Origin of the sequence: Streptomyces umbrinus, from assembly GCF_030817415.1 — a bacterium.
Classification (GTDB): Bacteria; Actinomycetota; Actinomycetes; order Streptomycetales; family Streptomycetaceae; genus Streptomyces; species Streptomyces umbrinus_A.
Window position 1 is genome coordinate 1,245,196 of record NZ_JAUSZI010000002.1, and the last position, 24,783, is coordinate 1,269,978.

Genomic DNA, 24,783 nt, shown 5'->3' on the forward strand with positions numbered 1-24,783 from the left:
CGTCCACAGTGGAATGTCAAGGGGAGAACGGAATGGCCGACCTCAACCCCACCGCGGCTTCGCTGCTCGGTTTCCTGCACGGCGGGGAAGCCAGCGGGTACGAGCTGGTGCACACCGCCGAGCAGCTCATCGGCGACTTCTGGACCCTCACCCGAAGCCAGGTCTACCGCGAGCTCGCGGCCCTCGCCGGCCGCGGGCTCGTCGAGGCCGGGCCCGCGGGCCCCCGGTCGCGGCAGCCCTACCGCCTCACCGACGAGGGCCGGGCCGCCTTCGCCGCATGGCTCGCCGAGCCGCCGGGCTCCGAGCAGATCCGCTATCCGCTGCTGCTCACCATCGCCTTCGGCTCCGCCCTGGACCGGGACCGGCTGACGGAGTTCATCGCCGGGCACCGCGCGGACCACGAGAAGCGGCTCGCGGACTACCGCGAGAGAGCGGCCGCGGGCGCCCCGGACCGCTTCACGGAGGCCACGCTGGCCTTCGGCATCCGTTACGAGGAGGCGGTGCTGGCCTGGATGGACGAGCTGCCCGCGATCCTGGACGGACGGTAGGCCCCGCCACCCTCGCCACGGCACCGGACGCGGCACCGGACGCGGGCAACTGCTAGCGTCCGGGCGCGTGAACGACAGTGTGTATGTGGGAAACGCGGGCAAGGACGCGGCACTGGACCGGGGGTGGCTGCTCGGCCACTTCAAGGACGCCGACGATCCGCGCCACAGCGAGGCCCTGGAGATCAAGTGGGGCGTACACCCCAAGGGCGACGAGCGGGCGCGGTGGGTCGAGGGCGAGGAACGCACGGCCCTCCAGGTCCTGGTGAGCGGCCGGTTCCGCGTCGAGTTCCCCGGCCGCAGCGTCACGCTGCAACAGCAGGGTGACTACGTGGTGTGGGGGCCCGGAGTCGACCACTCCTGGTTCGCGGAGGAGGAGTCGGTCGTGCTGACCGTCCGCTGGCCGTCCGTGCCCGGCTACGCGGTCCCGGAGACGGACCGAGATCCTCAGTAGGATCGACAGCTCATGGACACGAGCACGGTGAACGAGATGATCGCTGTCCCTCCGGGGCAGGTGACGCTGTCGGACCGGCGGACGCACCGCAGTTGGCAGGTCGACCTCGCGCCGTACCGGCTCGGGGCGTTCCCGGTCACGCAGGCGCTGTACGCACAGGTCACGGGTGCGCGGCCGAGCAGCGCCGAGGGCGACCTGCTGCCCGTGGAGGGCGTGTCCTGGTGGGACGCGGTCCGGTTCTGCAACGCCCTGTCCCGGCACGAGGGGTTGGCCCCCGCGTACCTCCTCCACACCGACGACGAAGGCGTCGAGGGCATCGAGTGGAACGCGGCCGCGGACGGGTACCGGCTGCCCACCGAGGCCGAGTGGGAGCACGCGTGCCGCGCCGGTACGACCGGGCCGCGCTACGGGCCGCTCGACGACATCGCCTGGTACCGCGGCAACTCGGACGAGCGCATCCACGACGTGGGCGGCAAGCAGCCCAACCCCTGGGGCCTGCACGACATGCTCGGCAACGTCTGGGACTGGTGCTGGGACGTCTACGACGCCGAGGTCTACGGGACCTACCGAGTCCTGCGCGGCGGCGGCTGGTTCGACGAACACTGGAGCTGCCGGGCCTCCGCACGGCGCCGCAGTCACCCGAGCTATCAGGTCGACGACGTGGGGTTCCGCGTCGCGCGCTCCGCCGCGCCCTGATCCGCCCACCGGGACGGGGAGTTACCCGGGTCGCCACGGAACCCCGTGGTCAACGCGCCCTCCACACCAGGGCGACCGCACCTCACACAACGTTCACATTTGTTGACGCAGCGCATTGGGTTGCACCAAGATCTTCAACGGATGAGTGATCGCGCCCTCTGCGAGGAGCGCGAACTCCCCCATGCCCCGCCCGTGTTGACCGCGGCCCGCCAGGCCGCGCCGCCACCGGCAGCCGGGGCCTCGCCTCCCCCACACCTTTCATCTCAAGGAGTCTGTCTTGCTGCGCCACCATTCCGCGCTGCGCGCCGTCGCACCCGCCGCCGTCCTCGCGCTCACCCTCAGTGCATGCGGCGGTGGCGACGACGCCGGCACGGACGCGAAGAAGTCCTCCCGGCCCAAGGCCTCCGCCTCGCAGTCCAAGGCCTCGTCCGGGGGCGAGCTGGCCACCGGCGAGAGCGCCACGGGGAAGGTCGAGGAGGAGGACGGCAAGGTCACGTACGAGATCACCGCCCAGAAGGTCGATCTCGGCACGGAGGCCGAGGCCGAGAAGCTGGTCCAGGACAAGGCCGACGCCAAGGGCATGGCCCTCGCCGTCGCCCACGTGAAGTACACCCACAAGGCGGGCCCGGCCCTCACGAGCGACTCCGACGCGGGCGACGGCACCACCATCTGGGCGGACGGACAGCGCGGCACCCTGCTCCTCGGCTCCGCCGACGACGCCCCCGGCTGCGAGGACCCGTACGACGTCACGAGCTGGAAGTCCGGCGAGAGCCACGTCTTCTGCGAGTCGTACCTGGTCCCCTCGAACGCGAAGTCCCTCGAGGTCCACTGGTCGGAGGAGGACGGCGAGCCGTACATCTGGAAGTTCCCCGACGAGTAGGCGGAACGCCCGCGGCATGGCTACACCGGCCCCCGAGCGGGAAAAGGAGGACCAACAGCCGCACGGGGGTGGTGTCATGGCGTGGCGGGCGGGGTGGTTCGCGTCTGTGGGGGCCGGGGTGGTGCGCTTGGTGGCGGCCGTGGCTCGCCCGGTGCTCGTGGCGGTTCTCGGGCCGCCCGGTGCTGCCGTCGCAGCGCCCGCGGGGGCCGCGGTGGCATCGGGCGGGCAGGCGTTGGACCGGGTCGCGGCGCGGCAGCAGGCGTTACCCGGTCTGCTGAGGATCTCGCGGCGGGGGCGGGTGCCGACCGTGGCCGACGCGCGGGATCCGATCTGGCTCGGGGTGCATCCGGCGCCGCCGGGCGGTGGTGGGGCGGCGGGTCTCGGCCGGGTGCCCGCGTTCATCGACCGGGACATGATGCCGCAGGTGGAGGCCGCGCTCAGTGCGGGTGAGGGGTTCGTCCTGCTGATCGGCGAGTCGACGGCGGGCAAGTCGCGGCTCGCGTACGAGGTGATGCGCAAGCATTTCGCCAGGTACCACCTCATCGTGCCCGACAGCCGGGAGTCGGCAGTTCCCCTGGTCGACCTCGTCGTGCGGACGCGCCGGTCTGTCGTGTGGCTCGACGAGTTGGACGTGTTTCTGGGGGTCGGCGGGCTGACCGCGGGTCATGTGCAGCGGATGCTGGGCTCCGAGGACTCCAGTGTGGTGATCCTGGCGACGATGAGCGCCCAGCAGCACGGCAAGTTCGGGGCCAGGTCGGGGGCCGACAACGAGCCCGGGTTCGATGTCCTGCGCAGCGGCCGTGAGGTGATCCGGCTGGCCACCACGGTGCGGGTGGACCGTACGTGGAGCGCGGCCGAGATCGCCCGCGCCGAGCGGCACACCGAGGACCCCCGGATCAGGGCGGCGGTCAAGGGCGCCGGCCGGGACGGTCACGGGGTGGCCGAATACCTGGCCGCCGCACCGCAGTTGCTGGACGAGTGGCACAACGCCTGGTCGCCCGGCACCCATCCGCGCGCCGCCGCGCTGGTGACGGCCGCCGCGGACGCCCGCCGTACGGGCTTCCACCAGCCGCTGCCGCAGGAGGTCCTGCTCCGGTTGCACGAGGTGTATCTGGAGCGGCGCGGCGGGACCGCGCTGCGTCCGGAGCCCTGGGAGGAGGCGCTGACCTGGGCGACGGAACCGCTGCATGCCACCTCCAGCCTGCTGCTGCCGCACGACGGGGACCGCTTCCAGGCCTTCGACTACCTCCACCACACCCTCGACGAGCAGGTCCCGCCGCCGCGCATCCCGGACACCGTCTGGGAGACCCTCATCGGCCACGCGAACGCCACGGGAGCACTCGACATCGGCACCACCGCCTACCAGCGCGGCGACCTCTCGCACGCCATGGCCGCGTTCGAGAAGGCCGGCCTGGGCCGCGGACGGCTGCCCCGCCAGTGGTACGCGACCTGCGTGGGCGAAGCCGGGAACCCCGCGCGGGCCGTCGAGCTGTACGGGGAGCTGGTGACCGAGTCGACGGGCGAACTGGGCCCGGACGCCCGCGAGACACTGGAGAACCGCAATGCCTACGCCCGGTACGTCGGCATGGCCGGCCGCCCCGCCGAAGCGGCGGACCTGCTGCGGGACGTCGTCGCCGACCGCGCACGGGTTCTGGGTGCCGGCCACTCCCACACCCTCAACAGCCGCAACAACCTTGCCCTGTTCCTCGGCGAGTCCGGCCGGATCGGCCCGGCGCTGGCGGAGTTCGAGACGGTGCTCGCCGACCGCACCCGGCTGCTGGGCGCCGACCATCCGCACACCCTCAGCACCCGCTACGGGCGCGCCTATCTGCTGGGCGACGCGGGCCGCCCCGCGCATGCGGCCCGGCTCTTCGAGAGCCTGGTCGCCGACCGGACCCGTACGCAGGGCCCGTACCACCCGTACACGCTCAACAACCGGCGCCACCACGCCCACTTCCTGGGGGAGGCCGGACACGCGGCGCAGGCGGCCGAGCTGTTCGAGGAGCTGATCCAGGACTGCCTCCAGGTCCTCGACCCGGACCATCCCGACACCGTCGCGGCCCGTCATGGGCACGCACGCTTCCTCGGCGAGTCCGGAGACCCCGCCAGGGCGGCGGCGCTGCTCACCGCACTGCTGGCCGACGCGAACGGGGACGGCGCGCGGGACAGCGGGACGCACGGCTCCCGCAGCCCGGTGGCCCTGGTGTGGCGGCGCTACCGGGCCTTCTTCACCGGCGAGGCGGGCGATCCCGACCAGGCCGCGCGGCTGCTCGACGAGCTGCTCACCGACAGCCGTGCCGTACTCGACGACGGCCACCCGCATCTGTTCGCCATCCGCGCCGCCCACGCCCGCAGCACCAGCCGCCGCGGCCGACCCCAGGAAGCCGTCGAACTGTACGAGCGCCTCGTCGACGACTGCCGGTCGGCCCTGGGCGACGACCACCCGCACACGCTCGCCGCCCGCAGCGGTCACGCGCGCGGCCTGGGCGCCGTCGGCCGCGCCGCGGAAGCCGCCGACCTGCTGGAGATCCTCGTACAGGACCGCACCCGGATCCTCGGCGACGACCACCCCGCCACCCTGGGCAGCCGCAACGCCCACGCCCGCTGTGTCGGTGAGGCAGGCGACCGGGCGCGCGCCGCACGGCTGCTGCGGCAGATACTCCAGGACCGTGTCCGGCACCTCGGCGAGGAGCACTCCTGGACCCTGCGCACCCGCCAGGAGCTCGCCGGCTTCCAGTGAGCGGGAAGAACCGACACCCGTTCACCCTTTCGGGCGAGAGCCTCTGGCTGACACACTCCGGAGGGTGCGCGACTTCGACTTGCTCGTCATCGGATCCGGCCCGGGCGGCCAGAAGGCCGCCATCGCCGCGGCCAAGCTCGGCCGCCGGGTCGCCGTCGTCGACCGCCCCGACATGGTCGGTGGGGTCTCCATCCATACCGGGACCATCCCCTCGAAAACGCTTCGCGAGGCGGTCCTCTATCTCACGGGTCTCACCCAGCGCGATCTGTACGGCCAGAGCTACCGCCTGAAGGAGGACATCACCGTCGCCGACCTGACCGCGCGCACCTCTCACGTGGTCAGCCGCGAGGTCGACGTCATCCGCAACCAGCTCTCCCGCAACCATGTCTCCCTGTTCGCCGGTACCGGCCGCTTCGTCGACGACCACACCGTCGCCCTGCGCGAAGTGACCGGCCACGACCGGATGTTGAGCGCCGACAACATCGTCATCGCCACCGGCACCCGCCCGGCCAGGCCCGCGACCGTCGAGTTCGACGAGCGGACGATCCTGGACTCCGACAACGTTCTCAACCTGGAGCAGGTACCGCGCTCCATGGTCATCGTCGGGGCAGGCGTGATCGGCATGGAGTACGCCTCCATGTTCGCCGCCCTCGGCAGCAAGATCACCGTGGTCGAACAGCGGCCCGGGATGCTCGACTTCTGCGACGTCGAGGTGATCGAGTCGCTCAAGTACCACCTGCGGGACCTCGCGGTCACGTTCCGCTTCGGCGAGACCGTTGCCGCGGTCGAAAAACACCCCAAGGGCACGCTCACCATCCTGGAGAGCGGCAAGAAAATCCCCGCCGACTCCGTCATGTACTCCGCGGGCAGGCAGGGGCTCACCGACGAGCTCGACCTGGACAAGGCGGGGCTGTCCGCCGACCGGCGCGGGCGGATCACCGTCGACGAGCACTACCGCACCGAGGTGCCGCACATCTACGCCGTCGGCGACGTCATCGGCTTCCCGGCGCTGGCCGCGACCTCGATGGAGCAGGGGCGTACGGCGGCGTACCACGCGTGCGGTGAGCCGGTGAACCGGATGCACGACCTCCAGCCGATCGGCATCTACACCATTCCGGAGATCAGTTTCATCGGGAAGACCGAGGACCAACTCACCGAGGACTGCGTGCCGTTCGAGGTGGGCATCTCCCGCTACCGCGAACTGGCCCGGGGCCAGATCATCGGCGACTCGCACGGCATGCTCAAGCTGCTGGTCTCCCCCGAGGACCGGAAGCTGCTCGGCGTGCACTGCTTCGGCACGGGCGCCACCGAGCTCATCCACATCGGGCAGTCCGTGATGGGCTGCGGCGGAACCGTCGACTACCTGGTCGACGCCGTCTTCAACTACCCGACGCTCGCCGAGTCGTACAAGGTGGCCGCCCTGGACGCGACCAACAAGATCCGGCAGATCGACCGGCTCAGGGACTGACGACCCTCCACGCCGAACCCGCTCACGGCGCTGGTGAGCCCCGCTCACCAGCGCCCCGGGGAAAACCGCACCGGACTCCGCGTTGGACCTCCTCACCGGACCTCCGCACCGGGCCTGCGTCGGCCGCAGGGGCCGAGAGCATAAGCTCGGCACGTGGCCAAGTACTTCGACGTTCATCCCGAAAATCCTCAGCAGCGGACGATCAGCCAGGTCGCCGACTCCATCCGCACGGGCGCGCTCGTCGTGTACCCCACGGACTCCTGCTTCGCGCTGGGCTGTCAGCTGGGCAGCCGTGACGGCATCGACCGGATCCGGTCGATCCGCCGGCTCGACGACCGGCACCACTTCACCCTCGTATGCCAGAACTTCGCGCAGCTCGGCCAGTTCGTGCAGGTCGACAACGACGTGTTCCGCGCGATCAAGGCGTCGACCCCCGGCAGCTACACCTTCATCCTGCCCGCGACCAGGGAGGTGCCGCGCAAGCTGCTCCACCCGAAGAAGAAGACGGTCGGTGTCCGTATCCCCGACCACGTGGTCGCCCAGGCGCTGCTCGCCGAGCTCGGCGAACCCCTCCTGTCCAGCACCCTGCTCCTGCCCGACGAGGAGGAGCCGATGACCCAGGGCTGGGAGATCAAGGAACAGCTCGACCACGTCGTCGACGCGGTGATCGACTCCGGGGACTGCGGCACCGAGCCGACCACGGTCATCGACTTCTCCAGTGGTGAGGCCGAGATCGTGCGCAAGGGAGCGGGCGACACGGCACGGTTCGAGTGATACGCCGCTCCGCGGTGCGGCCGCGCCGCGCGTCGACACGCGGCCGGGCCGGGGGCCGGGTGAGAGCAGTTCGCGGCTGGGCCGGAAGCCGGTTGGGAACGGCCGGGACACTTCGGCGTGGGCCGAATCGTTCCCCGCTTAGCGTCGGCTCCATGAACATCTCCCGGCGCCTCTTCCGCCGTACTGCCCCTGCCGCCCGTCAGACCATGGGCGGCGGTCACGCCGGGCAGGGCGCCGCGTGACACCGCTGGAAGGTCTCGCCGTGTTCGCCGCCGGGGTGGGCGCCGGCGGCATCAACACCGCGGTCGGCTCGGGGACGCTCATCACCTTTCCGGTTCTGCTCGCCACCGGCCTGCCGCCCGTCACCGCCACGGTCTCCAACGCGCTCGGACTGATCCCCGGCAACATCAGCGGCGCCTTCGGCTACCGGGAGGAACTGCGCGGCCAGCGCCGGCGCATCCTGAAACTGGGCGTCGGTGCCCTGCTGGGGGGCCTGACGGGCGCCACGCTCCTGCTGGCCCTCCCCGCGACGGCGTTCGAGCGGATCGTGCCGGTCATGGTGGGGCTCGCCCTCGTTCTGGTCGCGTTCCAGCCCCTCATCGGCAAGTACTTGCGCGGCCGGCGCGAACGGACCGGCGTCCCGGCCCACAGGGACGGCGGCCCACTGCTGTTCACCGGCCTGACTCTCGCCAGCGTCTACGGCGGCTACTTCGCCGCCGCGCAGGGAATCATCTATGTGGCGGTGATGGGAACGCTCCTGGACGAGTCGCTGCAGCGCCTGACCGCCGTCAAGAACGTGTTGGTCGCCATCGTCAACACGGCCGCCGCGACGTTCTTCCTCTTCGTCGCGGACTTCGACTGGACGGCCGTCGCGCTGATCGCCTGCGGTTCCGCGCTGGGCGGCCAGTTCGGGGCCAGGATCGGCCGCCGCTTCAGTCCCGCGGCCCTACGGGCTCTCATCGTGGCGGTCGGCACCGTCGCGATCGTCCAACTGCTGCTCCGTTGAGCACGCATGGAACCCGAGTGGACTGCTCGGGTTCCATGCGTGCCGGGTGGACTACTCGGTGGCGGACGCGTCCTTCACGCTGAACGGCCCTTCCAGCGCCGCCCACTGCAACAGCATGATGGTCTTGGCGTCGGCGATCTCGCCGGTGCGGATCATGGACAGGGCCTGGCGGAAGGGCAGTTCGACGATCTCGATGTCCTCGCCTTCCTCGTCGAGGCCGCCGCCCTCGTGGGTGCGGGTGGCCGGTCCGTACGAGGCCGCGTAGAAGGTCACGCGTTCGGTGACCGATCCCGGGCTCATATAGACGTCGAAGACCCGCTGGACGTCGCCGACGGTGTGGCCGGTCTCCTCGATGACCTCGCGTCGTACGGCGACCTCGGGGTGTTCGTCGTCCTCGTCGAGCAGTCCGCCGGGGGTCTCGACGAGCATCCCGTCCGGGTGGCCGTTGACGTACACGGGATAACGGAACTGCCGGGTGAGCAGCACGGTTTCGCGGTCTTCGTCGTAGAGCAGGATCGTGGCGCCGTTGCCGCGGTCGTGCGTTTCGCGCTCCTGGGTGGACCAGGTGCCGTCCGCGTGCTGGAAGTCGAAGGTCGTGGTGCGCTCCACGTACCAGTGGCAGGACAGCAGTTTCACGTCCCGCACCTTGACCCGGTGGTTTCCCGTCAGGTCAAGGCCGACCCGGTCGAGGCCGGTGCGGCCCCTGCTGTCGGGGGTGTCGACGCCCGCGGTCATCGGGCGCCGGCCGGGGAGGAGGTGCGGGTGGTGCCGGAGGTGAATGTGCAGGTGGAACAAGTGGTCATGTCCTGCTTCTACCATCCTGGTCCGGTCCGTGTCATGCAGGTCAGGGACCGGTGGACTCGCCGGTGGTCAGCCGGACCACGTTCGACCGCTCTCCGTAGGTGAAGGCCCGGACCCGGTAGGACGCCTCCTTCTCGGCGGGCAGGGTGATCAGCCCGGTGGAATTGACGTCGGGATCGAGGACCACGACAGGTTCGTAGGCCGAGCCCGTCCTCGTCCGGGCCTCCAGCAGGAACCCCGCCTCGTCGGAGGCACGGTCCGTCCACGTGAAGAGAATGCCGTTCGCGTGCTTGACCGTGGCCTTGAACCCGGTGGGCGCTCCCGCACCCGTGGAACGGAGGGGCCGGCCCGGGACCGTCCGCTTCGGATCCTTGCGGGCGGGCAGCCAGTCGTGGCTGGAGTTCTCGGCCTCCGCCGTCAGTTCTCCCTTCGGGAGGGTGACGCTCACCGCCTTCGAGACAGGACCCCGAAAGGCACGCAGCCGGTAGAAGAAGGTGGTGTTCGGGATCAGGTCGGGGTGCCGGTAGCTCGTCACTCGAGGCGGCAGATACTGCAGAACGGTGTACGGTCCCGACTCGTCCGTCGCGAATTCGAGGACGTGGCCGGAGGCACCCGAACCGCCGCCCCGCCAGCGCAGATCGATGTCGGTGGGCGTGGTGCGCTCGGCATGAAGCACGACCCCCGAGGCGGCATCGGCCTTCCCGGCCACGGGGTGCCCGGCGGTCGCGGGACGCTTGTCCGCCCCGCCCTCGCCCTTCGTCCGCGTGGCCGAGCAGGCCGACAGCACCAGGACGAGAGCGAAGACGAGCGCCGTCGGCGCTGCGATACGTACGGGAACACTCATGGGTTCTCGGCTACTTGCGCCAGAAGCGGACGTTGCTCCACACGACGGTGGCCGGTCCGTTGCCGCTGTTGGTGCGGTAGGCGCCGAACTTGTCGTAGAAGCTGCCGCCGGGGCTCGCGTAGGTGTGCTGGAGCGAGCCGTTGATGTACGTGCGGTGCGAACTGCCCACCTGGTGAACGGTGTTGACGCGTACCGTGGCGCCGACCGTGCCCGCGTTCGACAGCGTGTCGCCGCCGTGGACCGCGTACAGGCGCCCGCCGCGTTCGACGGCGAGCATGAAGTACGGGCCCGCCGCGGACTCGTTGAAGGTCTGCTTGAGGCTGATGCGGGTGCCGCTGAGGCTGCTGATCCGGAAGTAGCCCTCGAACTGGCGGGTGCCGCCGGTGTAGGTGGCGTACCGCCGCTCGGCGCGCTGGTCGCCACTGGCCGTGGAGCAGGTGAGCTGGAAGGTCAGCCCGTCGACCTGTCCGCAGCCTCGCTCCTGGACGGTGAAGGTGGGAGAGACCGAGGTCCAGCCGCCGGGTTCCACCTCGGCGACGGCGTTCGGCAGGGCCATGAACGTTGAAGCGCACACCGCACCGGTCACGGTGAGCGCCCGAAAGCGCGTGAGCATGTCGGCTCCTTGGGCGTGGGGGGTTCAGTCGAGATTCACAGACATGAACGTTGACTGTCTTTTTGAACGACTGACTGGAAGGTAGGACTAGACCAACGGGCCGTCAAGAGGCCCATGTGCACCAGCTGTTCATCGCCGCGACCCGCCGCGGCCGACGAACCATCAGGTCATCCGTCCCGGACCCTTGACTCCGTACACCCCAGTCGCGATTCTCGACCCATCGTTTGCACGAGTCATGACAACCAGCCGTGGGGTGTCGAGCCCCGACGGCCGGCTCATCGACTGCGCCGTCCGCCGACCGAAGACGTGGGTGATGACCATGACTCAACAGCCGCACCACAGGCGCAGACCGATCACGGTTCTGTCGTTGCTCCTGCTCGTGATGGCCGTGACACTCGGCCCCACCCCGAGTTCCGCGGCAGGGACGGACTGGTGGAACCCGGTCGCGCGGCCGGCACCGGACTCCCAGATCGGTGTCACCGGTGAGCCCTTCAAGGGGACCAACTCCCAGGGCGAGGTACGCGGGTTCGTCGACGCGCACAACCACATCATGGCCAACGAGGGCTTCGGCGGCCGACTCATCTGCGGCAAGCCGTTCTCCGACGCGGGAGTGGCCGCGGCGCTCAAGGACTGCCCCGAGCACTACCCCGACGGCTCGCTCGCGATCTTCGACTTCATCACCAACGGCGGCGACGGCAAGCACGACCCCGACGGGTGGCCCACCTTCAAGGACTGGCCGGCCTACGACTCGCTGACCCACCAGCAGAACTACTACGCCTGGGTGGAGCGGGCCTGGCGCGGCGGCCAGCGCGTACTCGTCAACGACCTCGTCACCAACGGCGTGATCTGCTCGGTCTACCCCTTCAAGGACCGCAGCTGCGACGAGATGACGTCCATCCGTCTGCAGGCGAAGCTGACCTACGACATGCAGGCCTACATCGACAAGATGTACGGCGGCACGGGCAAGGGCTGGTTCCGGATCGTCACGGACAGCGAGCAGGCCCGCACCGTCATCGAGCAGGGCAAGCTGGCCGTCATCCTGGGCGTCGAGACGTCCGAGCCGTTCGGCTGCAAGCAGATCCTCGACATCGCCCAGTGCGACAAGGACGACATCGACGCCGGTCTGGACGAGCTGTACGACCTGGGCGTACGCAGCATGTTCCTCTGCCACAAGTTCGACAACGCGCTCTGCGGGGTCCGGTTCGACGAGGGCGGCCTCGGCACGGCGATCAACGTCGGCCAGTTCCTGTCGACCGGCACCTTCTGGCAGACGGAGAAGTGCACGGGCCCGCAGCACGACAACCCCATCGGGGGTGCGGCGGCGCCGAGTGCCGAGGAGGAGCTGCCTGCGGGGGTCGAGGTCCCGTCGTACGACGATGACGCCCAGTGCAACAAACGCGGGCTGACCGAGCTGGGCGAGTACGCCGTACGCGGCATGATGCAGCGCAAGATGATGCTCGAGGTCGACCACATGAGCGTCAAGGCCACCGGCCGGGTCCTCGACATCTTCGAGTCGGAGTCCTACCCCGGTGTGCTCTCCTCGCACAGCTGGATGGACCTCAACTGGACCGAGCGGGTCTACGGTCTCGGCGGCTTCATCGCCCAGTACATGCACGGATCCGAGGGGTTCAGCGCGGAGGCGGACCGCACCAAGGCACTGCGCGACAAGTACGACGTCGGTTACGGCTACGGCACCGACATGAACGGCGTCGGCGGCTGGCCGGCCCCGCGCGGCGCGAACGCCTCGAACCCCGTGACGTACCCCTTCCGCAGCACCGACGGCGGCTCGGTCATCAACAAGCAGACGACCGGTTCACGCACCTGGGACCTGAACACCGACGGCGCCTCGCACTACGGGCTGGTCCCGGACTGGATCGAGGACATCCGGCAAGTCGGCGGCCAGGACGTCGTGGACGACCTCTTCCGGGGCGCCGAGTCGTATCTCGACACCTGGGGCGCGTCCGAAGGGCACAAGGCGGGCGTGAATCTCGCCAAGGGCGCCTCCGCGTCGGCCAGTTCGTCGGAGTCCAACCCGTTCACGAGCTACGCCCCCGGCCGGGCGGTGGATGGGAACGCGGACACCCGCTGGGCGAGCGACTGGAGCGACGACCAGTGGCTCCGGATCGACCTCGGCTCCACGAGCACGGTCAAGCGTGTCACCCTCGAATGGGAGCGCGCCTACGCGAAGTCGTACCGCGTCGAGGTCTCCACCGACGGCACCACCTGGCAGTCCGCCTGGTCCACCACCGCCGGTGACGGCGGTCTGGACACGGCCCGGTTCAACGGCGTGCCGGCCCGCTATGTACGGATCCACGGGCTGGACCGGGGCACCGACTGGGGCTACTCCCTTTACGAGGTGGGCGTCCACAGCAGCTGACGCCCACCGGAACGAAAGGGAACACCCATGGCACGGATGCCGTCGGCCGAACGGCGTCGGCAGCTCACCGAAGCGGCCATCCGCGCGATGACCCGGGACGGCGTCTCCAGGACGACGACCCGGTCCATCGCCGCGGAGGCCGGTCTGTCCCTGAGCGTCTTCCACTACTGCTTCGACTCCAAGCAGGCCCTGATCGAGTCCGTCATCACGACGATCACCGAGCACTCCGTCACGGTGGTCAGGGAGGCGATCAGGCCGAAGGCCACTCTTCGGGAGACAGTCCGGGCCGGGTTCCAGGCCTACTGGGACCATGTGTCCGCGCATCCCGGCGAGCACATGCTCACGTACGAGCTGACGCAGTACGCCCTGCGTCAGCCGGGGTTCGAGCATCTGGCGCGGCGGCAGTACCAGCTGTACTGCGACACCTACACCGAGCTCGTCGAGCAGCTCGCCCGGAGCATGGACTTCGAACTCCGCGTCCCGGCCCCCGTGCTGGCCCGCTATCTGGCCGCCATGACCGACGGTCTGACCCTGAACTTCCTTGTGCTGGGCGACGACGCGGCCTGGGCGGACATCCTCGACACGATCACCGACCATGTCGCGGGCCTCGTGCGCGATGCGGACGAACTCCGGCCCCGTACGGGATCCGGTCCCGCCGGTTCCTCTTTTTCGTCCCCCTGATGTGACCCTTTACAAAAGGCCACTTGAGTGACGAAAGGTAATTCCAGTAAATGCATCATGCATCAACAATGTTTCACCCAACGCCTCTTTGTGCTCCTGTGCGCCCCCAAGGAAAGTGGATCTGGGGAGCCGACAGCAGTTGAACTGGGCAGGACATGACTCGAGCACCGAGCCGGTGGCACGTTCGCCGATTTACGTGAGTCGACTGAGGCAGGTGGTATTCGATGAGCAACGCCATGCCCGAACCGGATCGACTATGGACCCTGGGCACTGCGCCAGGCATATTCCCGAGCATCAGCCACGGTATCGCTTTGTTCCGTCGCCCGTTGGCTTTTCTGAATTCCCTGCCCGCCCGGGGCGATCTGGTCGAGTTACGCCTGGGCCCGTCGCGGGCCTGGATGGTGTGCCACCCCGAGCTGGTCCACCGGGTGCTCATGGACCCGCGCACCTTCGACAAGGGAGGTTCGCAGTACGACAGGCTCCGGGCCCTGATGGGTGACGGTGTGGTCACCTGCCACCAGGAGGCACACCGACGGCAGCGCACACTGCTCCAGCCGGACTTCCGCGCCTCCCGCGTCGCCGACTACACGGAACTGATGGGCGAGGAAGCCGAGTCGGTGTGCCGAGCGTGGCAGGCCGGACAGCGGATCGACGTCAGCGCGGCGATGATGGCCCTGACCACAAGGGTGACCAGCCGCGTCCTCCTCTCGGACTCGCTCGACGACGCCAGGGCCGCCCAGGTTCGCGGCGCCCTCGGCACCATCGTCCGTGGCCTGTTCGTCCGCACGGTCGTGCCGGTCGACGCCCCGTTCCGTGTCCCCACGCCGGCGAACCGTCGCTATCGGCGTGCGGTCGACCGGCTGCACGGGATCATCGACTCCGTCATAGCGGAACGGCGGCGGGGCGCTCCCCGCGACGACGTGCTGGGGACGCTGCTGGCCGCCGCGCGCGACGGGGGCGAGGACGCGGCGGTCACCGAACAGGAAGTCCACGACCAGCTCATCACCCTCCTGCTCACCGGCGTGGAAACCACCGCACTGTGCTTGGCCTCCGTCTTCAGCCTCCTGGCACAACATCCGGAGACCGAGCGCCATCTGCACGCCGAGGTCGACACCGTGCTCGACGGGCGGCGACGGCCCGGCCTCGACGACCTGTCGCGGCTCACCTACACCCGGTCCGCCGTCACCGAGACGCTGCGCCACTCACCACCGGGCTGGCTCTTCACCCGCGTCACGACCAGAGAGACGGAGCTCGCCGGGTGCCGGCTCCCCCGGGGCGCCACGGTCCTGTACAGCCCCTATCTCCTGCACCACGATCCCGCGTCGTTCCCCGACCCCGAACTGTTCCTGCCCGAACGCTGGTTGCCGGGTTCGGAGCGGACCGGTGCCGCACAGCACCGCGCGATGCTCCCCTTCGCCACGGGAAGCCGCAAGTGCATCGGTGACGCGTTCGCGATGGCGGAGACCACGGTGGCCGTCGCGGTCATCGCCGGTCACTGGCGGCTGCGCCATCCGCCCGGACCCGTCCAACAACCGCGCCCCGCGGCGACGTTGGGCCCGAGGTCGCTGCCGATGATCTGCGAACCACGCTCACCCACACCGGTCGGCACACCGCCGCGCGCCCGTTCTCTCGCTCCCCGAACCACGGTGACATCCCGTACACAGGATCCCCGAACGGCAGGTGACAACGGTGTCGACGACGCATGAGGAAATCACGGTCGCCCTGCAAGAAGAAATTCCCGCGGACAACTTGAAAGACCTCATCGACGCCAATCTCTACATGCCGTTCCCTTTCCTGAGCAACCGCCATGAATCCGAATCGGCGGCAGGCGTCGACACCTGGCTGCGCACCTGGGGACTGACCGACGACCCGGCAGTGGCGGCCATGATCGTCAAAACTCGCCCGGCGGAACTCGCGTCCTACAACAGCCCGACCGTGGACCGCGATGTCCTGCAGATCGTGGCCAACCAAATCGCCTACCAGTTCATCTTCGACGACCTGGCGGAAGAGGTCGGCCGACACCGGCCGGGCCGCCTCCTGCCCATGCTCAGCGAGAGCATCGGAATCCTGCGCGACGGCCGGCCGCCCGTCACACCCCTCGGGGCGGCCCTGGCCGATCTCCACCGCCAGGTCCAGGAACGGTGCACGCCCGCACAGGCCGCACGATGGGCCTGGAACAGCCGCGAGTACGTACACGGCCTGCTGTACGAGTCGGTGGCCCAGACGCACTCTCCTCCGGTGCGGATGGAGTTGTGCAACTCGATACGTTCGCTGACCGCGGGCATCGAGCCCTTCTATCCGTTGTACGAAGCCGCGCAGCCGTGCGAACTCACCCCCAAGGACCTCCATCACGCCACAATGCAGCACTTGCGGCGTCTCTCGGTCGATGCGGCCGTGTGGACAGCCGACCTCTTCTCCTCGGTGAAGGAGCAACGGACAGGCGGAATGGTCAACCTGGCCCTCGCCTATCAGCGTGCGTACGAGTGTTCCCTGCCGCAGGCCGTCACGCTGGCCATCCGACGGATCAACAGCACCATCGACGAGTTCGAGACGCTCTACGAGAAGATCAAGCCGGAGCTGAGCCCGGCCGGCGTCGGTTACGTGGAAGGCATGTCCGGCTGGATTCGCGGGTGCTACTACTGGTCCCGCACCGTGCCGCGCTACGCGGACGCGACGGCGATGTCCTCCGTCCACTGACGGCAGACCAATCAAATTACATTACCTGAAAGCAAGGCGCTCAAACCGTTCCGATGCATGATTCGCCCTTCCCTGTGTACTCATTGCTCAATACGACCACCCGATGTCCGCAAGGGCGTACGCTCATCGCTGCCTTCCGAAGGATCAACGAAACAGGAAGCGGTAGGGCATATGGCGCATGAGCTGCGGCAACCGGACCCCGAGAGCCATCTGTTGCTGGAGCGCCATAGGGAACTCCGGGCGATCGACGCCGCGTTGGCCGAGCTCAGCGATACAGGGGACGGTGTGCCGCGACCGCGCCACACCGGGCTCCTCACCTTCACCGGCTCGGCCGGGCTGGGCAAGACGGCGCTCATGACGGAGGCACGCGCCCGGGCCGTGGCCCACGGGTTCACTGTGTTCTCGGGCAAGGGCGGAGAGAAGGAACAGGAGCTGGCCTTCCACGTGGTCCGCCAGCTCGTGCAACCCGCCCTGGCGGCGATGGACGAGCCCGAGCGCCGGGCCTTCCTGGGCAGTTGGTACGACATCGTCGCCGCCGCGCTCGGTCTGGAGGCAACGGGCACCGCCCGGGTGCCGGACCCGACCGGGGTGCGCGACGGACTCGACTGGGTCATGACGCGCCTCACGGTGATGAAGGCGCCCGTCATCCTGCTCCTGGACGACATGCACTGGGCCGATGTCGAGTCCCTGAACTGGCTCGCCTCCTTCGCCCCACGGGCCGAGGATCTCCCGCTGCTGATCGTCGCCGCCTACCGGCCCGACGAACTACCGAGCGAGGCGGCGGTGTTCCGCACACTCGTCGAACGCCACCGGAACCGCCCTTACTCCCTCGCTCCGCTCACTTCCGCGGGCGTGGCGCGCATCGTCAGGGACGAGGTGGGCGAGGGAGCCGAGGACGAGTTCTGCGACGAGTGCTGGACGGCCACCGGCGGAAGCCCGTTCGAGGCCGTCGAGCTCGCCATCCGACTCGGCGAACGGCGCCTGAAGGGCACGCGGGACGAATTGTCCTCGATGCGGGACCTCGCCTCGGCGGTCAAGGGACCCGGGCTCCTCGACCGGCTGCACCGTCTCGGCACGACCACCGTCCGCTTCGCGTGGTCCGCTGCCGTCCTCGGTACGTCCATCTCGCCAGAACTCGCCGCCACCATCGCGGTGGTCGGCAGCGAGGAAGCCGCCGAGGCGACCGAGAGGCTGCGCGCCGCTCGGATCCTGAAGGACGCCCCAGGTCAGGGAGGCGGCCTGGAGTTCGTACACCCCTTGATCGCGACAGCGGTCTACCGGGACATCTCCGCGAGTCTGCGGGTCGGTCTGCACAACGCGGCCGCGGAGGCGGTCCACGCCGCGGGGTTCGGGCCCACCGCCGCTTCCCGGCATCTGCTGGAAGTCCCGTGCGAGGGAAGGCCCGAAGCAGTCGCATGCCTTCGGGAGGCCGCCCGCGAGTACCTGTGCGCCGGGGCTCCGGAGGCCGCCCGGCGCGTCCTGACCCGGGCCCTGCAGGAGCCGCCCCTTCCGGAGGACCGGGCGGCACTCCTCCATGAACTCGCGTGCTCGACCTTCCTGATCGAACCCGCGGCCACCGTCAGCCACCTCCGGGCGGCTCTCGCGGAACCCGGGGTCGACCCCCATCTGCGCGCCTCCATCGTCTACCGGCTGACCCAGGCTCTGGCCCACCTCGACCGGGTGGCCGAGGCCGCGGCCGTGGCCGCCGACGAGGCACAGCAGGCCACCAATCCGCGCATCCGACTGCGCATGCAGGCCGACCACTTCGTATGGAGCGCGTTCCGCACCGACGAGCCCGACTCGGCCGCCCGCTCGCGCAGGCTGACACGGCTGGCCGCGCGGCTGACCGGCCGTGGTCTGGAGGAGCGGTACATCCTGGGCCTTCGGTCCTGGGACGCGATGATGCGAGGCGAGCCGCGGCAGACCGTTCTTGAGTATGCCGAGGAGTCCTTGCGGGGCGGGCTGAGCTGGACCGCTGAGAACCGGGGCTTCGAGCTGCCCGTTTCCGTCGCCCTCGTCTTCATGTACTGCGACCAGCCACGACGGGCCGAGGAACTGTTCACCAAGGGAATGGCCGAGTGCGAGACCAAGGGCTGGCGCGGCTCCCACCTGGCCGTCGGCCAGACCCTCTTCGGCTACATCCGCTACCGTCGTGGCTGCCTCATCGAGGCGGAGGAATTCGTACGTGAGGGGCTGCGCACCGCCGACCGGGTGGAAGGAGCGGTGCCCGCCCAGTGGTTCGCCATCGGCATCCTGATTCAGATCCTCCTCGCCCGTGGCCGGACCGACGAAGCGCGACAGCTCGCCGACTTCTACCACTACGGCGAGGTGGTCCCGAACGCCGTCATCTACCCGGATCCCCGCACGGTCTACGCCGAACTGCTCCTGGCCGAGGGCAGGCACTCCGAGGCCGAGCACCTGTTGTCCGCGGTAGGCGAATGGCTGGACTCACGATCCTGGCGCAACCCGACCTGGTGCCCCTGGCAGCTGAATCTCGCGTCCGCCGTCGCTCCCACCGCTCCCGACCGGGCGATCCGTCTCGCCCAGGACGCCGTCAAGCGGGCCCGTGACTTCGGTGCGGCCTCCGCGATCGGCCAGGCGCTCCACACCGAGGCCGAGGTGACGGGCGGACCTGCGTCGCTCGACCTGTACACGGAGGCGGTCGAGCACCTCGAACGGTCGCCAGCCTCATACGAGTTGGCCCGTGCGCTGGTCGGCCACGGTGCCGCGCTGTCCCGGAACGGCAGACTGCAGGAGGCAGCGGACCGGCTCTACCAAGGCCAGGAAGGCGCCGTCCACTGCGGTGCCGAGGCGCTGGCGACCCGGGCCAGGGCAGAACTCTCGGCGGCCGGACTGCGGCCGCTGCCCCTTCGCTACGGACAGACGGACACACTCACCGCTCCGGAACGCAAGGCCGCCGAGATGACGGCCCAGGGGCTCCAGGCAGGGGTGGTCGCGAAGGCTCTGAGCCTCACCGAGCAGGGCGTGACACGACTGCTCTCCTCGGTCTACCGGAAGATCGGCACCGACGCCGCCGGCCTCGCCAGAGCCTTGGAGACCTTCCCGCGCCCTCATCCGTGACCTGACGATCAGGAAGCCCGGGTCCGGACCGTCCGGACCCGGGCTTCCTGCTGCCCTTCGCCCAGTAGCTCGCTCCTGCTGCCCTTCGCCCAGCGGCTCACTCTGCGACGACAGCCGGCCGCGCACTCCTACGACCGCCGTTACCCGCACCTGATAGCTTCTACACCGCTGTAGAAATATGCGGCGGTCGGAGCCTCCACCGGCTCGGGCCACCCTCTGACACAAACCGGAGTTCTCATGGCCCTGTGGGACCGCATCAAAGAGTCCGCATCGACGATGCAGACCCAGCTGGTGACGAAGAAGAACGACCTCAAGGGCGGCGCCTTCCGTGACGCCAGCATGGCGATGTGCGCGCTGGTCGCGGCCGCCGACGGCACGATCGACCCGGCCGAGCGCCGCCGCGTGGCCCAGCTCATCGCCACGAACGAGGTTCTGCGGAACTTCCCCGCCGACGATCTCCAGCGCCGCTTCGACGGCAACCTCGACAAGCTGGTCGCCGACTTCGACTTCGGCAAGGTCAGCGTCCTTCAGGAGATAGCCAAGGCGAAGAAGAAGCCCGCCGAGGCGCGTGCCGTGATCCAGATCGGCATCGTCATCGGCGGCGCCGACGGCGACTTCGACAAGACCGAGCAGGCCGTCGTGCGCGAGGCGTGCTTCACCCTGGACCTGCCGCCCCACGAGTTCGACCTCTGACCGGAACACCCTGTATGGGCCGGGCCGTACCCTCTCGGGCGACGGCCCGGCCTGACCTCACGCGGGAAGACGTGGCCGGCCAGGAGCTCAGAGCGGTGTCGCGGCGTGCAGGATGAAGAACATCGTCACGGCGGAGTTGGCCGAGGACATCGCGGAGAGTGCCGTGCCGACGGCCGCCGTCCAGGTGGCCATGCCGACCGTGGTGAACAGGGAGGGCCAATTGCGTACCGCGGGTGCGGGTTCCAGGAGGGCCGCCACTCGGCGGGGTACCGGGCCCGGTGCGGCGAAGCCCGCGAGTGTCGGGAGTGGGGTGCCGCGGGAGACCAGCGCCGCCTTGCCGATCGCGCGTGCCACGACCCTGCGGCTGCCCACGGCGTGGGCCGCCGCTTCGTCGGCCCAGCGTTCCGCCGTGTAGGACACGGCCGTTCGCAGGGGTCGCAGGAACGGGTTGGCGCGGGCCGCGAGCTGTACGACCAGGAGGAAGCGGTGGTGGCGGGCCGTCAGATGGGCGCGCTCATGGGCGAACAGGGCGCGCCGTTCGGCGGGTTCGAGGCAGGACAGCAGGGCGGTGGTGACCACGACCCGGTCGCGGGCTCCGCCGGGCAGGGCGTACGCGTAGGGCGTCGCGTCGGGGAGCACCGCGACCCCCGTACCGGGCAGGCCCACCAGCGCGCGGTGGGCGCGGCGGCGCACCCTGCCGTGCCGCCACAGCGTTCCCACGCACACCACGGCCACGGCCAGGAGGGCGGGGATGGCCGCTCGCCCGGCGACCTCGTCGTAGGGGACGGCCGCGCGCACCTCGGGGTCCGACCATCCATCGGGCAGCGGGTTTCCGGGCAGTTGCGCGGTGCCGACGACCATCAGCAGCGCCAAGCACACCGTGCTGCAGACGGCCATGACACCTGCCACGCCGGTCAGCAGCCGGGTCGCGGTGCCCGGGTGCAGGCGCTGCTCGGCCAGCCGGGCGATCGGCCAGGCCGTCAGGGGCAGGACCAAGGGCAGAAAGACGAACACCCCCATGAGGCTTCAGTCTTCCCTCTCCGTCTCGGGCTGCCCCAGCAGTTCACGCAGCAGCCGCTCGTCGTCCGGCGACAGCGCGGTGACGAAGCTGGCCAGCACCGCCTCCCGGTCCGGTTCGCCGTCCAGCACCTTGCGCATCTTCCGTGCCGCGAGCCCGGCCTCGTCCGACGCGGGCGTCCACGCGAACGACCGTCCCGCGCGCTCCCGGGTCACCGCGCCCTTGGCCAGCAGCCGGGTGAGGATCGTGATCACGGTCGTATAGGCGAGGTCCCCGCCGAGGCGGTCCTGCACCCAGCCCGCCGTCGCCGGTCCCTCCGCCTCCCGCAAGGCCGACAGGACCTGCACCTCCAGCTCACCCTGTCCCCGCCGCCGGGGACGCCGCCGGTGATCCGTCACGCCCTGTCTCCCTTCCGCTGCCGCGCACTCGCACTTCACGGGCGGTCCATCGTATAGAGATCCGCTCGCGCTCCACTCGCCGGAGAACCGCCGCCTCATTCGGACCGGCCTCGCGACCGAGTACGACCGACCCACCCCCCATATTTCTACAGTGATGTAGATTTATTTTAGGGTCCACCACCCGGACCCGGCACCGCACAACCGAGGATGAAGGAGAGCAGCGTGGGAGTTTCCCTGGCCAAAGGCGGCAATGTCTCGCTCAGCAAGGAGGCTCCGGGCCTGACCGCGGTCCTGGTCGGCCTGGGCTGGGACGTCCGGACGACGACGGGCACCGACTACGACCTCGACGCGTCCGCGCTGCTGCTGAACGAGGCCGGCAAGGTCGCCTCCGACACGCAGTTCGTCTTCTACAACAACCTCACCAGCCCGGACGGGTCGGTCGAGCACACCGGTGACAACCTCACCGGTGAGGGCGAGGGCGACGACGAGGTCATCAAGGTGAACCTCGCCGGCGTGCCCGCCGACGTCACCCGGATCGTCTTCCCGGTGTCCATCCACGACGCCGAGAACCGCGGCCAGAGCTTCGGCCAGGTCCGTGGCGCCTTCATCCGGATCGTCAACCAGGCCGGCGGCGCCGAGATCGCCCGCTACGACCTGTCCGAGGACGCCGCCACCGAGACCGCGATGGTCTTCGGCGAGCTGTACCGCAACGGCACGGAGTGGAAGTTCCGCGCCGTGGGCCAGGGTTACGCGTCCGGTCTGGCCGGAATCGCCTCCGACTTCGGCGTCGGCGTCTGAGCCAGCGGCTCCCGCCCTCCGTATCCACGGGCCCGCCCCCTTCGCAGGGGGCGGGCCCGCGCCCCGCGTGAAGCGGGTCGCACCTCTATCGTCCGAGCCACCCAGGGAGACCACTTGGCCGGCCCGACCCGCCTCCGCCCGGAGGACCGAGCGGACTTCGAGGACGTACTGCGCCAGGCGCTGAGCACGACGGACATTCGTACGGCGCTGCTCGCCGATCCCACGAGCGCGGCCGCCACGCGGCTGCGCGCCCAGGCGCTGCGGGCCGCGGACGAGATCACGGCCGCGGCAAGTGACGAGTACCGCGAGTACCTCGCCGCGCGTACGGTCATGGAGCGCGGTCGGCAGTCCGGTACCACCGGGGAGCACGGTCGGCAGCCCCAACCGGCCGATCCCGGAGCCTTGTTGCCCGCCCTCGCCGCGCTCACTCCGCCGGTCGCCGGCACGGCGGCGGCGGTCCTGCTCGTGCTCGGGTACAGCCTCCGGCTCGCCGACGCGCAGGGCCCGATGGGCGGTTCGCTCGTCACCGCCGGCTGGGTGTTCGCGCTCATCGCGGCCGCGAGCACGCTCGCCGGGCTGACCGCACTGCTGTGCACCGCGTTGCGCTCACGTCCCGGCCACGGCGACCGGACCGGGGCGTCGGCCCGTAATCTGCACCATGCCCGTGCGAGGTGGCAGCGGGCGCTGCTGGAGCGTGGCGTGCTGCCCTACCTCCGGCGGCAGCTCGCCACCACCCACTTCGACTGACTCCCGGCACCGCGCCACCCACCACCGCACACCGCACGACCCCGTCCCCGTAGTGCCCGAGCCCCGACCGGCACGGGCAGAGAAGAAGACAGGAACCGAATGTTCGGACTGAGCGAAATCGCGATCATCCTCGTCGTCGTCATCCTCGTCCTCGCCGCCAAGAAGCTCCCCGATCTGGCCCGCTCGGCGGGCAAGTCGGCCCGCATCCTCAAGGCCGAGGCCGCGGCGACGAAGGACGAGCCGGCCGGGACGGACGGGCAGACGGCTCCCCGCGTCATCCCGGGCGAGACCGTCGGCCCTCGGCACGACACCGCTCCCACCGACACCGCCCGGCCCTCCGCAGCGCCCGACCCCACACAGCCGGACTCCGGGCAGCCCCGTCCACGGGACTGAAGCAGGGCGTCACGGTCACCGGTCCCGGATCCTCAAGGCACGCAGCAGCATGGGGAGTGAGCGGTACAGCTCACGCTTCCAGTACGCAGGCGAGTGCGTCCCGGCGTAGAAGTGCGTGGTCACCGGAGCCCCGACGGCCGCCAGGCGAGTGGCCAGGGACCGGGACTGGCGTTGCATGAGGGTCTCCGTGGGGGAGATCGCGTCCTCGGGGAACGGGTCGGCGGGGTCCTCAAGCCCCGGGATCTCCACGTCCGGTGGTGTGCCGGGCGGGTCGAGGACACCTGCCGTGCCGTCGCCGCCGGAGAGGTGGACCGGGGTGGTGCGCAGCCGGTCGGCCAGGTAATAGGGGTCGTGGGCCTGCCAGTTGGCCCGTTGGGTGACCGGATCGCCCCACAGCGCCGTCCAGTCCAGGCCCAGGTACGTCATCGCGGCACGCACCGCATGCGGATGGCGCAGTGGATGTATGAAACCGCTGTAGCTCGCCACCGCCCGGAACAGCCCGGGGTGGCGTGCCGCGTAGGAGAGAGCGCCGAACCCGCCCTACGACTCCCCCTCGGCCACACGCCGGACGCCCGCTCCATAGCGGCGCTCCAGAAGAGGGCGTACCTCCTTGAGATGGAAGGTCTCGACCGCTGGCGGGCCGCCCTCGCCACCGTTGAACCAGTCGCTGTAGAAGCCGAACAACGGCATCTCCGGCATCACGACCAGTACGTCCCGCAGGTCGGGCAGTTCCTGGAGATGGGCGTCGTAGTCCTCGGTCCAGGCCTTGTAGTTGCCGTCGCCGCCGACCAGAAGATACAGAGTCGGCCAGGTCTCGCCGGACCGCCGCCGGTCCCACCCGTCCGGAGTCAGCAGCCGGACCTTCGCGGAACCGCCCAGCGCGGGCGAGTCCACCGTGAGATCGACCAGACGCTCACCGGCCTTCTCCTCGGCGATGATCCGGGCGCCGTGCGGGGCGGAAACGGTCGCCTCCGCACACGTCGCGGACACCGCCGCCAGCAGCAGGAGATCGGCGACCACCAGGGCGAGCAGGGTGCGTGGGCGAGCGGCGCTCCAAGCCATGAGCGTTCCTCCGTTCC

23 protein-coding genes and 1 pseudogene are annotated in these 24,783 nt (G+C 69.9%); 17 read left to right on the top strand and 7 right to left on the bottom strand.

Annotated elements, in window-relative coordinates; all coding sequences use genetic code 11:
• Positions 1–32: 32 nt before the first annotated feature.
• From QF035_RS06310 to QF035_RS06345, 8 genes are all read left to right on the top strand, one after another.
• Positions 33–548: a PadR family transcriptional regulator gene (locus QF035_RS06310; protein WP_307518839.1), complete on the top strand. Its 516-nt coding sequence runs from the start codon at positions 33–35 to the stop codon at positions 546–548.
• A gap of 67 nt (positions 549–615) precedes the next feature.
• Positions 616–999, top strand: a complete 384-nt coding sequence (locus QF035_RS06315; RefSeq protein WP_307518840.1) for a signal peptidase I — start codon at positions 616–618, stop codon at positions 997–999.
• Between the two features lie 12 nt (positions 1,000–1,011).
• Positions 1,012–1,695, top strand: a complete 684-nt coding sequence (locus tag QF035_RS06320) for a formylglycine-generating enzyme family protein (RefSeq protein WP_307518841.1) — start codon at positions 1,012–1,014, stop codon at positions 1,693–1,695.
• A 277-nt stretch (positions 1,696–1,972) separates the two neighbouring features.
• The gene (locus QF035_RS06325) at positions 1,973–2,575 is read left to right on the top strand and encodes a hypothetical protein (RefSeq protein WP_307518842.1); all 603 of its coding nucleotides are present in this window, start codon (positions 1,973–1,975) and stop codon (positions 2,573–2,575) included.
• A 16-nt stretch (positions 2,576–2,591) separates the two neighbouring features.
• Entirely contained in the window at positions 2,592–5,315 is a 2,724-nt protein-coding gene (locus tag QF035_RS06330; RefSeq protein ID WP_307518843.1) for a tetratricopeptide repeat protein, read from the top strand.
• A 64-nt stretch (positions 5,316–5,379) separates the two neighbouring features.
• Entirely contained in the window at positions 5,380–6,783 is a 1,404-nt protein-coding gene (sthA, locus tag QF035_RS06335) for a Si-specific NAD(P)(+) transhydrogenase (RefSeq protein WP_306936034.1), read from the top strand.
• 153 nt (positions 6,784–6,936) lie between these two features.
• Positions 6,937–7,557 carry an L-threonylcarbamoyladenylate synthase gene (locus tag QF035_RS06340; protein ID WP_307518844.1) on the top strand — a complete coding sequence of 207 codons (621 nt, stop codon included), beginning with the start codon at positions 6,937–6,939 and terminating at the stop codon, positions 7,555–7,557.
• A gap of 238 nt (positions 7,558–7,795) precedes the next feature.
• The gene (locus QF035_RS06345; protein WP_307518845.1) at positions 7,796–8,563 is read left to right on the top strand and encodes a sulfite exporter TauE/SafE family protein; all 768 of its coding nucleotides are present in this window, start codon (positions 7,796–7,798) and stop codon (positions 8,561–8,563) included.
• Positions 8,564–8,614: 51 nt separating this feature from the next.
• On the opposite strand, the gene QF035_RS06350 is transcribed toward QF035_RS06345, so the two are convergent.
• The 3 genes from QF035_RS06350 to QF035_RS06360 form a co-directional block, all read right to left on the bottom strand.
• Positions 8,615–9,298, bottom strand: coding sequence for an NUDIX domain-containing protein (locus tag QF035_RS06350; protein WP_307530915.1), 684 nt, complete (start codon positions 9,296–9,298; stop codon positions 8,615–8,617).
• Between the two features lie 109 nt (positions 9,299–9,407).
• Positions 9,408–10,208, bottom strand: coding sequence for a fibronectin type III domain-containing protein (locus QF035_RS06355; protein WP_307518847.1), 801 nt, complete (start codon positions 10,206–10,208; stop codon positions 9,408–9,410).
• Between the two features lie 10 nt (positions 10,209–10,218).
• Complete coding sequence (locus QF035_RS06360) at positions 10,219–10,821, bottom strand: hypothetical protein (RefSeq protein ID WP_307518848.1); 603 nt, start codon at positions 10,819–10,821, stop codon at positions 10,219–10,221.
• Positions 10,822–11,134: 313 nt separating this feature from the next.
• Between QF035_RS06360 and QF035_RS06365 the strand changes: the two genes are divergently transcribed.
• The 6 genes from QF035_RS06365 to QF035_RS06390 all read left to right on the top strand — a co-directional run bounded on the left by QF035_RS06365 (position 11,135) and on the right by QF035_RS06390 (position 20,350).
• Positions 11,135–13,198, top strand: coding sequence for a galactose-binding domain-containing protein (locus QF035_RS06365; protein ID WP_307530917.1), 2,064 nt, complete (start codon positions 11,135–11,137; stop codon positions 13,196–13,198).
• Between the two features lie 27 nt (positions 13,199–13,225).
• Positions 13,226–13,879: a TetR/AcrR family transcriptional regulator gene (locus QF035_RS06370; RefSeq protein WP_307518849.1), complete on the top strand. Its 654-nt coding sequence runs from the start codon at positions 13,226–13,228 to the stop codon at positions 13,877–13,879.
• 326 nt (positions 13,880–14,205) lie between these two features.
• Positions 14,206–15,585, top strand: a complete 1,380-nt coding sequence (locus tag QF035_RS06375; protein WP_307518850.1) for a cytochrome P450 — start codon at positions 14,206–14,208, stop codon at positions 15,583–15,585.
• A complete protein-coding gene (locus QF035_RS06380) occupies positions 15,569–16,576 on the top strand; it encodes a (-)-alpha-amorphene synthase (protein ID WP_307518851.1) in 1,008 nt (335 codons plus the stop codon). Before QF035_RS06375 ends, QF035_RS06380 begins: the two co-directional genes overlap by 17 nt.
• 171 nt (positions 16,577–16,747) lie before the next feature.
• A complete protein-coding gene (locus QF035_RS06385) occupies positions 16,748–19,657 on the top strand; it encodes an ATP-binding protein (protein WP_307518852.1) in 2,910 nt (969 codons plus the stop codon).
• Positions 19,658–19,894: 237 nt separating this feature from the next.
• Complete coding sequence (locus QF035_RS06390; RefSeq protein WP_307518853.1) at positions 19,895–20,350, top strand: tellurite resistance TerB family protein; 456 nt, start codon at positions 19,895–19,897, stop codon at positions 20,348–20,350.
• Positions 20,351–20,437: 87 nt separating this feature from the next.
• On the opposite strand, the gene QF035_RS06395 is transcribed toward QF035_RS06390, so the two are convergent.
• A complete protein-coding gene (locus QF035_RS06395; protein WP_307518855.1) occupies positions 20,438–21,370 on the bottom strand; it encodes a M56 family metallopeptidase in 933 nt (310 codons plus the stop codon).
• Between the two features lie 6 nt (positions 21,371–21,376).
• Positions 21,377–21,766 carry a BlaI/MecI/CopY family transcriptional regulator gene (locus QF035_RS06400; protein ID WP_055617888.1) on the bottom strand — a complete coding sequence of 130 codons (390 nt, stop codon included), beginning with the start codon at positions 21,764–21,766 and terminating at the stop codon, positions 21,377–21,379.
• 222 nt (positions 21,767–21,988) lie between these two features.
• On the opposite strand from QF035_RS06400, the gene QF035_RS06405 reads away from it, so the two are divergent.
• The 3 genes from QF035_RS06405 (at position 21,989) to QF035_RS06415 (ending at position 23,704) form a co-directional block, all read left to right on the top strand.
• Positions 21,989–22,564 (top strand): TerD family protein, encoded by a 576-nt coding sequence (locus tag QF035_RS06405; RefSeq protein ID WP_307518857.1) that lies wholly within the window; start codon positions 21,989–21,991, stop codon positions 22,562–22,564.
• A 114-nt stretch (positions 22,565–22,678) separates the two neighbouring features.
• Entirely contained in the window at positions 22,679–23,311 is a 633-nt protein-coding gene (locus QF035_RS06410; protein ID WP_307518859.1) for a hypothetical protein, read from the top strand.
• A 99-nt stretch (positions 23,312–23,410) separates the two neighbouring features.
• Positions 23,411–23,704, top strand: a complete 294-nt coding sequence (locus QF035_RS06415) for a twin-arginine translocase TatA/TatE family subunit (RefSeq protein ID WP_307518860.1) — start codon at positions 23,411–23,413, stop codon at positions 23,702–23,704.
• Between the two features lie 15 nt (positions 23,705–23,719).
• Here the strand turns inward: QF035_RS06415 and QF035_RS55670 are convergent.
• Both QF035_RS55670 and QF035_RS55675 read right to left on the bottom strand, forming a co-directional pair.
• Positions 23,720–24,232 (bottom strand): annotated as a pseudogene (locus tag QF035_RS55670) (alpha/beta hydrolase-fold protein); the annotation flags it as partial.
• Between the two features lie 12 nt (positions 24,233–24,244).
• Complete coding sequence (locus QF035_RS55675; RefSeq protein ID WP_373466607.1) at positions 24,245–24,766, bottom strand: hypothetical protein; 522 nt, start codon at positions 24,764–24,766, stop codon at positions 24,245–24,247.
• Between the last annotated feature and the right edge of the window lie 17 nt (positions 24,767–24,783).